Below are 7,487 nucleotides of genomic sequence, written 5' to 3' on the forward strand. Positions count from 1 at the left end.
CACCGCTTATGGTGCAACCTTTGTATGCTGAAAATACCGGCGGCAGAATTCGCCCGCGACATTAGTCCATTTTGGGCGCCTTCTCGTACTCCCCTGATTTCTTCCAGGCGCCCGCCTTCACCTCTTCCGCCTTCAATGCCCTCTCCTTCATGGCGATGTCGTGCATCCTGCGGAACGCATCGGTGGTACGCACCTGCTTATCCCGGGGCGGAAGAGTCGCAATCTCAGCGCTCACATACTCGGTCCGGTTGCCGGGATTGGGGTGATCGCTCAGAAACTGAGCCCCGCCCTCGCCATACTTCGCCTGGATAATCTCAAAGAACTGCGGCATGCCGCGCGGATCGTATCCCGCGTCGTACAGAATATGCGTGCCCATCAGGTCAGCCTGCTTTTCGGCATCGCGCCCCATGCGCAGGAAGTCCAGCCCCGCCGCCGTGCCAATCCCCTGCGCAGCCAGATCTCCGAGAGAACCTCCAATGGTTGCCGCCGCGGCGATCTGCCCCAGGCCGTACCAGATGCTCCGCTTCTGCTGCTTGGTGATGTTGCAGGTGGAGTGGCGCATGACCACATGGGAGAGTTCATGGCCCATCACGCCCGCCAGCTGCGCCTCGCTCTCGGCGGCCTGAATCGTCGCCAGGTTCACAAAGACCGAACCTCCAGGCAACGCAAACGCATTGATCTCATCGCTGGCGACGACGTGGAAGTTGTACCTCCAGGGGTATCCGGGAGCGTAGTTCACCAGCTTCTCTCCTAATTGGCGTACGTAGACCGCGACCGGGTCGGAATCCTTCAGAACCGGCATTGCGTCGTAGACCTTCGCCGCGACCTGCTCTCCCTGCTTCTGCTCATCCGGCTCCGTGAAGGCGTTCTTGCACACCGGAAGTTGGATTTGCGTCGCCTCGCACCGGGCTGCCGCCGCCATCGCTATCACTACCAGCCATCGTGTCAGTTGCTTTTTCATGACCGTCTCCATACCTGCCGGCTCCGTGCGGAGATTGTATTGAATCCCGGACGAAACGGGAAAACGCGCGAAAAACGCCACTTTTGCGGGCTATAATCTAACCCTTACCTCGCAACCGCGAGGCTTGGAGCGACGTACCATGCCAATTACGCCCACCCAGAACATCTGGCACAACGGACAGCTCATCCCCTGGGAGAAAGCCACCATCCACGTCATGTCTCACGTGGTGCACTATGGCTCTTCCGTATTCGAGGGGATCCGCGCCTACACCCAGGGCAGCTCCGCCGGCGTCTTCCGCCTGCCGGAGCACATGCAGCGCCTGATCGACTCGGCCAAGATCTATCGCATGCCGCTGCCCTACACTGTCGACCAGCTATGCGCCGCTGTTGTTGATGTCGTAGAGGCCAACGGCGTTGCTCCCTGCTACATCCGTCCGATCGCCTTCCGCGGCTACGGCGAGATTGGCGTCAACCCCACCAAGTCGCCGGTCGAGATCTATATCGCCAATTTCCCCTGGGGCAAGTACATCACCGCCAGCGAAGGCGCCGATGTCTGTATCTCCTCCTGGTCGCGCCTGGCGCCCAACACGATGCCATCGCTGGCCAAGGCCGGCGCCAACTACATGAACTCGCAGCTCATCAACATGGAGGCCAAGGCCAACGGCTACGTGGAAGGCATCGCGCTGGACCGCAACGGCTACCTCTCCGAGGGCTCGGGCGAGAACCTCTTCCTCATCCGCAACGGCGTCATCTACACCTCGCCGCTAGCGAACTCGGTGCTGTCGGGCATCACCCGCGACTCCATCATGACGATTGCCAAGCACCTGGGCATTCCGGTGGTGGAACAGTCGCTGCCCCGCGAGCTGATCTATATCGCAGATGAGGCCTTCTTCACCGGCACAGCTGCTGAAGTCACCCACCTGCGCTCAGTCGACCAGATCATGATCGCCGACGGCAAGATGGGCCCCATCACCACCGCCATTCACGACGAGTTCTTCGCGCTGGTCAACGGCCTGCAGCCCGATCGCTACAACTGGCTCACGCCGGTGAATGTGAAGGCCAGCGAAGCAGCTTCGGTCTAAACAACTTCTGATGCAAGCAAGAGAGAGGCGGCCTGATGGCCGCCTCTTCTGTTTCTACCTGATGTGCCGAAAGGTCGATGGAGCCCATGCACCGGTGCCCCATGTCCGGGGTCCCCAACGAACTTGTTCGTTGGGGTGGTGTCCCTCGGGGACATGGGCCCGGCCTTTCTTTCTCCCAATCATCGATTCTCCGATTCTGGCAAACAGAATTCTCGTCATATAGAAACGAAGATCCGCCGAAGTTTCGTGAAACTCATTCTTCAGTGTGCAGTAAGAATTGACCCGCCTGGGACAGGAGAGCCGGGCCCACGTCCCTAAGGGGACATGGGGCACCCGGTGCATGGGCTAGAGCATTTCTCCTGTTGCTGGGTAGCCCGGAAGTGGAGTGCAGCGGCGTTTTCATTATGGAAAACGCCCATAGATAACGAATCCCTACACTACACCGACAGGAGAAATGCTCTAGCTCGAAGAGATCGACACAATCCCGCGAAGATTACTTCATTACATGTTTGAGCGGGACTTCACTTACGCCCTCGACCGTCATCTGCACCGGAACGATGTTCCCCTCCGCATCGAAATGCATCGCATCGATCGCCATCACGCGCTGATTGGCGTCAGTCGTACCCAGCGGATGCCGGTGATAGACGATGAACCACTCGTCCTTCCCCGGGAGCTGCAGCACCGAGTGATGCCCCGGTCCAGTCGCGATCTTCGGATCGGTCTGCAGAATCTTGCCCGCGCGCTCGAATGGTCCCGTAGGACTTTTGCTCTTTGCATACGCGACGCCGTAGGTGGAGTTGCCCCAGTCGCCCTCAGACCACATGAAGTAATACTCGCCGTTGCGCTTGATCACGAACGGTCCCTCGACGTAGTGCTCCGGCGTAATCTCCTTAAACATCGTTCCATCCTTCATCGGAATCACACGCTTGAGATCACGCGAGAGACGCGCCACATTGCAATGGCCCTGCCCGCCGTAGTACAGGTACACCGATCCATCGTCGTCCTGGTAGACAAACGGATCGATCGGCTGTGCGCCATTCTGGAACTCACCGATCAGCGGCTTCCCAAGCAAATCGACAAACGGCCCCTCCGGGTGATTGCTGACGGCAACACCAATGCCGCCCGGAGTTCCGCGGCCATCCTTCTGAATGTCGTTCGCGGCGAAGAACAGATAGTACTTTCCATCCAGATGAATTGCGGTCGGCGCCCAGATGGAATAAGCCGCCCACGGAATATTCTGGGCATCCAGCACACCGGTGTGCTTCGTCCAATGCACCAGGTCGGGCGACGAGAAGGCATCCAGCGAAGTCTGCGCACGATACTGTGGGTGCACCACCGGTCCCTTCCGCAGCTTCTGTTGTTGCGAGTTAAAGCTCGCCTCATCACGCGGCTTCAGATTGGGATCTGAAGATGTGGGATAGATCCAGTACTGCCCGGCAAAAATACGAATCTCAGGATCGGCATACCAGCCTTCTTTCGCGAGGTTCGTCGAGGCCTGCGGCCAGACGTGACTTACAGCCAACAGCATGACAACGAGCAGAACCAGACGTCCGGCACGAGAGACCAGCATCCACACATCTCCGAAAGAAAGATCGCGGCTCATGCAGCGGCATAAGCACATCTGCATTCTATGCAGCGCATTGTGCCGGCCGGTGGGACATACGCCCTAATGATGGTTGGGTGAATACGCCGTGTGGTCGGCAGGGGCAAGAGGAGGGTTTGCAGCATAAAGCATCGCAAGCAAATCATGAGCGACGCAAGCGTTCTCAAGCTGACGATCGAGAACCGGTTCACTGTGAACTCAGCCCCTCCACGATTCTCATTCGCTGTCAAACTCTTTGTCGCTACGGAATCCAAGTCCGAGATCCGTTTTCATCAGATCAGCCGTTCCACCGGCGAACGGGTGAAGTACCAGAAGGTCAGCGCTTCTGAGGCAAACGAGTCGACGCCGGCCTCCACGGTTGAGAAGTCCGACATCGTGAAGGGCTACGAGTTCCGCAAAGGCGAATACATTCAGATCGAGCCGGAGGAGATCGCCAATATCCGCATTCCCTCGCGCAATACGATCGCGCTGGAACAGTTCATCGCGCTCGAAGAGCTGGACCCCGCCTTCTTTGAGAAGCCTTACTTCGTGGCCCCGGAAAACACCGCGCAGACAGAAGCCTTCGCCACCATCCGCGAAGCGTTGCGCGGCATGAAGAAGGCCGGCATCGGCAAGATCGCCTTCGGTGGCCGCGAGCATCTGGTCGCCATTGCCGCACCTGCGGACAAAGAGCTCAAGGGTCTGATGGCCTACACCATGCGTTACCAGGAAGAGCTGCGTGATGCGAAGGAATACTTCAGCGAGATCAAAGACGTCACCGTCGAAAAGGACCAGCTCGACCTCGCCCAGGAACTAATCAAGCGCAAGGCGCAGAAGTTCGATCCGTCCAAGTGGCACGATGAGTATGAAGCGGCGTTGCGCGCCATGGTGCAGGCCAAGGTCGACCACCAGCCGCTGCCGGTCGAAGAGGAACACCGGCCGATGGCCAAGGTCATCAACCTGATGGATGCGTTGCGCGCCTCGGTTCACGGCAACAAGCAGGAAGCAGCCCCTGCAGCGGCAGGCCGCAAGAAGCCCGCGGCGAAGGCGACCGCGTCCGATGCGAAGCATGGCATGGAGATCGTGAAAGAGACCAAGGCCGTGGCGAAGAAGGGTGCGAAGAAGAAGTCAGCCTGAGCAGATTGATCATTGAAGAATGGAATGATTGAATAAAGTCCCCGGTGATGAAGAAGCTCCTGCCCCTCCTGCTGACCGCTACCGCTCTGGCCGCACCTGATGCAACACCCAGGCAGGCTTGGAAGAACTTTCATGATCTGCTGCAACAACAGTGCCCGGTGAAGCGCCTTGATCTGATGGCGCCTGCGGAGCTGTTGAACTCCATCGAAGATTACGAAACAACCCTGAGTGCTCCAGACATGGCTCTGGTCGACAAGTACACTACCCGCGCCTGCCGTGATGTGGCAGCGGGAGCTGCATGCACCAACACCGGCTTCCTGCAAGGGGCGATCAAGCTCAACCGGCTGGATCACTTCACAGGAAAGCTCTGTCAGTTGCCGGTGGTGTGCACCGCGCAGTCCAAGTGCACGGTGCCGTAGAGAGAATGCCCTCTCGCGCCTGAGGACGCTAACAGTCCAGAACATRTGCTTGCGATGCCTCTACTTCGTCTCCACGTCCATCAGGTTATCTTCCGGATTGCGGTCTATCAGTTTGCTAGATGGATCGATACCTGCGCGGTTCGGGCGCTTGTCGACGACGAAGTCCACCGGGGTCTTCTCCTGTGTTAGCCAGATCTTCTTCACCTCGATCGGCTCTTCCTTATCTTTCACTCCAGACATCACGCCGACTTCGATCAGATCGTGCAGCGGCTGTGGCGTTTCCTTGCCGTCACCGTCGGCATACATCTTCTTCGCGCTGACTACTACGTGCACCTTCCACTTGTGATCGGGCGTCTCGGTCACGGTCGCTCTCTCGACCTTGTTGTCGTAAAGCGTGATCTTTTCAAACATATCGGTCACCAGATACTGCAGGTCGGCGGGAGTCTTCTCGCGGAGTGCCGCCACCAGATCGCGTGTGTCCGGATAAGGCGGTCCTTTGAACCTCCACTTGTCGAGCAGGCTCTTCAATGCGGAGTTCAGCGTGTCTTCTCCGATGTAGTCGCTCAGCGCATAGAAGACCAGTGAGCCTTTCTGATACCAGACATACGGCTCGTTCTCCACCAGGGTGATAGGCGGTTCATGCCGCACCTCTCCGGCACGTCCACGGAGGTAGCCGTCAAGTTCATGACGCAGGAACTTACGCATGTTCTTCGTGCCGTACTTTTTCTCCATGACGCGTAGCGCAGAGTACTCCGCCAGGCTCTCCGACATCATGTTCGAACCCTTCACCTGCGCGCCGATCAACTGGTGGGCCCACCACTGGTGCCCAAGCTCATGCGCCGTGACGAAGTAGGTGAAGTCGATATCATCTGGCTTCTCGACCCGGCCGATAAATCCGATCCCCTCGGAGAACGGAATCGTATTTGGAAACGACTGCGCAAAGTTGCGATAGCGGGGAAACTCGATGACGCGGTACTGCTTGAACTGGAACGGACCGAAGCTCTTACCGTAGTAATCCAGGCCGGCCTTCGATGCCGCGATCATATCGTCCACATCGTAAGGATGTTTCTTGTCGTAGTAGACCTCGACATTCACATCGTTGTACGGCTCCGACCTCAGCTCATAGCGACCGGAGTTGTAGTCATAAAAGTCCAGTGTCTCCGTGTCTCCCATGGAGTACTCAAAATAGTTACGGCCCCCCTGTGTCCACTTCCGTTGCAGATATCCCGGCGAGATCGCCGTCTGGTCGCCGCTCGTGCTCACGATGGTGTGGTACTTGATCCAGTCCGAGTCAGGCGTAAACAAGTTGACGTTGGTGTAGTAGGCATCACCGCGCGGAGCCAGCTCTTCAAACGGCCCCAGCTTCTCCTCCCGGCGATAGACCGGGTTTGAAATCTCGGCCCCTCGGTTGTAACCGATGCCTGGCATGTAGCTTGAATCGAAGAACGTACCGTTATAGGCAAGCTGTGCAACCTCGCCGTTATTGCGGAAACCATGCGAGGCATAGCCCACATGGAAAAACATGCGCATCGTCTCACCCGGCTTCAGGGGCTGAGCAAGTTTATAGATGCGATAGCCCAGCTTCTTGTCTTCCAATGCGAGCGAACTGAGGCGATCGAAACTCGCCGCATAAAAGCTCTGCCCCCCGTCGGTCAGATGGACCTCGCCAATCGGCGCATCCGTCTTGTTCTTCAGCCAGAATGTCCCCCACGCATCAAACGTACGCGTCTGGGGAAAGATATCGACCTTCGTATCCACCGCTACGATCTTTGGTTGCGGCAGCTTCTGATACTTCTTGTACTGTTTCTCGTACTCAGCCTGAAGATGGCGGTCCATCTTTGACGTGTGATACCAGTTCAGTACATGCGTGTTGTAGAAGTACCAGACACCACTGGCCGCCGTAAGCGCGGCAAAGACAATGGCATATGGAGCAAGGCCCCTGCGCTGCTTCGCATTTTGCAATCTCTGTTTCCACGCGGTATCTGTACCACGCTGCCCAACCATCATCGCAATTGCGACCAGTAACAACGTCCAGAAGATCCAGTACGCCAGGGACCAGAAGAGACCGGCCTTGAAGTGGCCGTAGCCGTTCATGTCGGAGTATGTATAGGAGGTCGTGAAGTTGAACAGATAGAGACGATCTTCCCATCCCCCTCCCTGAATGAAGCTCGGTACGATGGCGAATGCGATGATGATGGCGTGGCCGAGATACTTGTTGCTGACCAGGCTCTGCACCAGCAGAGCAAACAGGCAGAACTGCGCCACCGTGGGAAAAGTGACGATAAACAGCTCCTGTAGATATTGCAC

The 7,487-nt window shown here is 57.6% G+C and carries 6 protein-coding genes; 3 read left to right on the forward strand and 3 right to left on the reverse strand.

The features are described from left to right. Positions 1-61: 61 nt before the first annotated feature. On the reverse strand, positions 62-961 hold the full coding sequence (locus AB4043_RS17610; RefSeq protein ID WP_442303058.1) for a M48 family metalloprotease: 900 nt from the start codon (positions 959-961) through the stop codon (positions 62-64). Positions 962-1,100: 139 nt separating this feature from the next. Here AB4043_RS17610 and AB4043_RS17615 point away from each other — a divergent pair, with 139 nt between their 5' ends. Next, complete coding sequence (locus AB4043_RS17615) at positions 1,101-2,042, forward strand: branched-chain amino acid transaminase (RefSeq protein ID WP_442303059.1); 942 nt, start codon at positions 1,101-1,103, stop codon at positions 2,040-2,042. Between the two features lie 493 nt (positions 2,043-2,535). Here AB4043_RS17615 and AB4043_RS17620 read toward each other — a convergent pair whose 3' ends face one another. After that, a complete protein-coding gene (locus AB4043_RS17620; RefSeq protein WP_442303060.1) occupies positions 2,536-3,612 on the reverse strand; it encodes a glycoside hydrolase family 43 protein in 1,077 nt (358 codons plus the stop codon). 177 nt (positions 3,613-3,789) lie between these two features. Here AB4043_RS17620 and ku point away from each other — a divergent pair, with 177 nt between their 5' ends. Then, positions 3,790-4,761, forward strand: coding sequence for a non-homologous end joining protein Ku (gene ku, locus AB4043_RS17625; protein ID WP_442307653.1), 972 nt, complete (start codon positions 3,790-3,792; stop codon positions 4,759-4,761). A 47-nt stretch (positions 4,762-4,808) separates the two neighbouring features. Then, complete coding sequence (locus tag AB4043_RS17630; RefSeq protein WP_442303062.1) at positions 4,809-5,180, forward strand: hypothetical protein; 372 nt, start codon at positions 4,809-4,811, stop codon at positions 5,178-5,180. 60 nt (positions 5,181-5,240) lie between these two features. On the opposite strand, the gene AB4043_RS17635 is transcribed toward AB4043_RS17630, so the two are convergent. Next, on the reverse strand, positions 5,241-7,487 hold a 2,247-nt coding region (locus AB4043_RS17635), incomplete at its 5' end, for a M1 family aminopeptidase (protein ID WP_442307654.1).

Origin of the sequence: Terriglobus sp. YAF25 (assembly GCF_052113305.1) — a bacterium.
In the GTDB taxonomy this organism is placed as follows: Bacteria; Acidobacteriota; Terriglobia; order Terriglobales; family Acidobacteriaceae; genus Terriglobus.

Excerpts from the sequence above, each read along its gene's own strand:
- AB4043_RS17630 (WP_442303062.1), top strand. The coding sequence starts at position 4,809 with ATGAAGAAGCTCCTGCCCCTCCTGCTGACCGCTACCGCTCTGGCCGCA.
- AB4043_RS17615 (WP_442303059.1), top strand. The coding sequence starts at position 1,101 with ATGCCAATTACGCCCACCCAGAACATCTGGCACAACGGACAGCTCATC.
- ku (WP_442307653.1), top strand. The coding sequence starts at position 3,790 with ATGAGCGACGCAAGCGTTCTCAAGCTGACGATCGAGAACCGGTTCACT.
- AB4043_RS17610 (WP_442303058.1), bottom strand. The coding sequence starts at position 961 with ATGAAAAAGCAACTGACACGATGGCTGGTAGTGATAGCGATGGCGGCG.
- AB4043_RS17620 (WP_442303060.1), bottom strand. The coding sequence starts at position 3,612 with ATGCTGGTCTCTCGTGCCGGACGTCTGGTTCTGCTCGTTGTCATGCTG.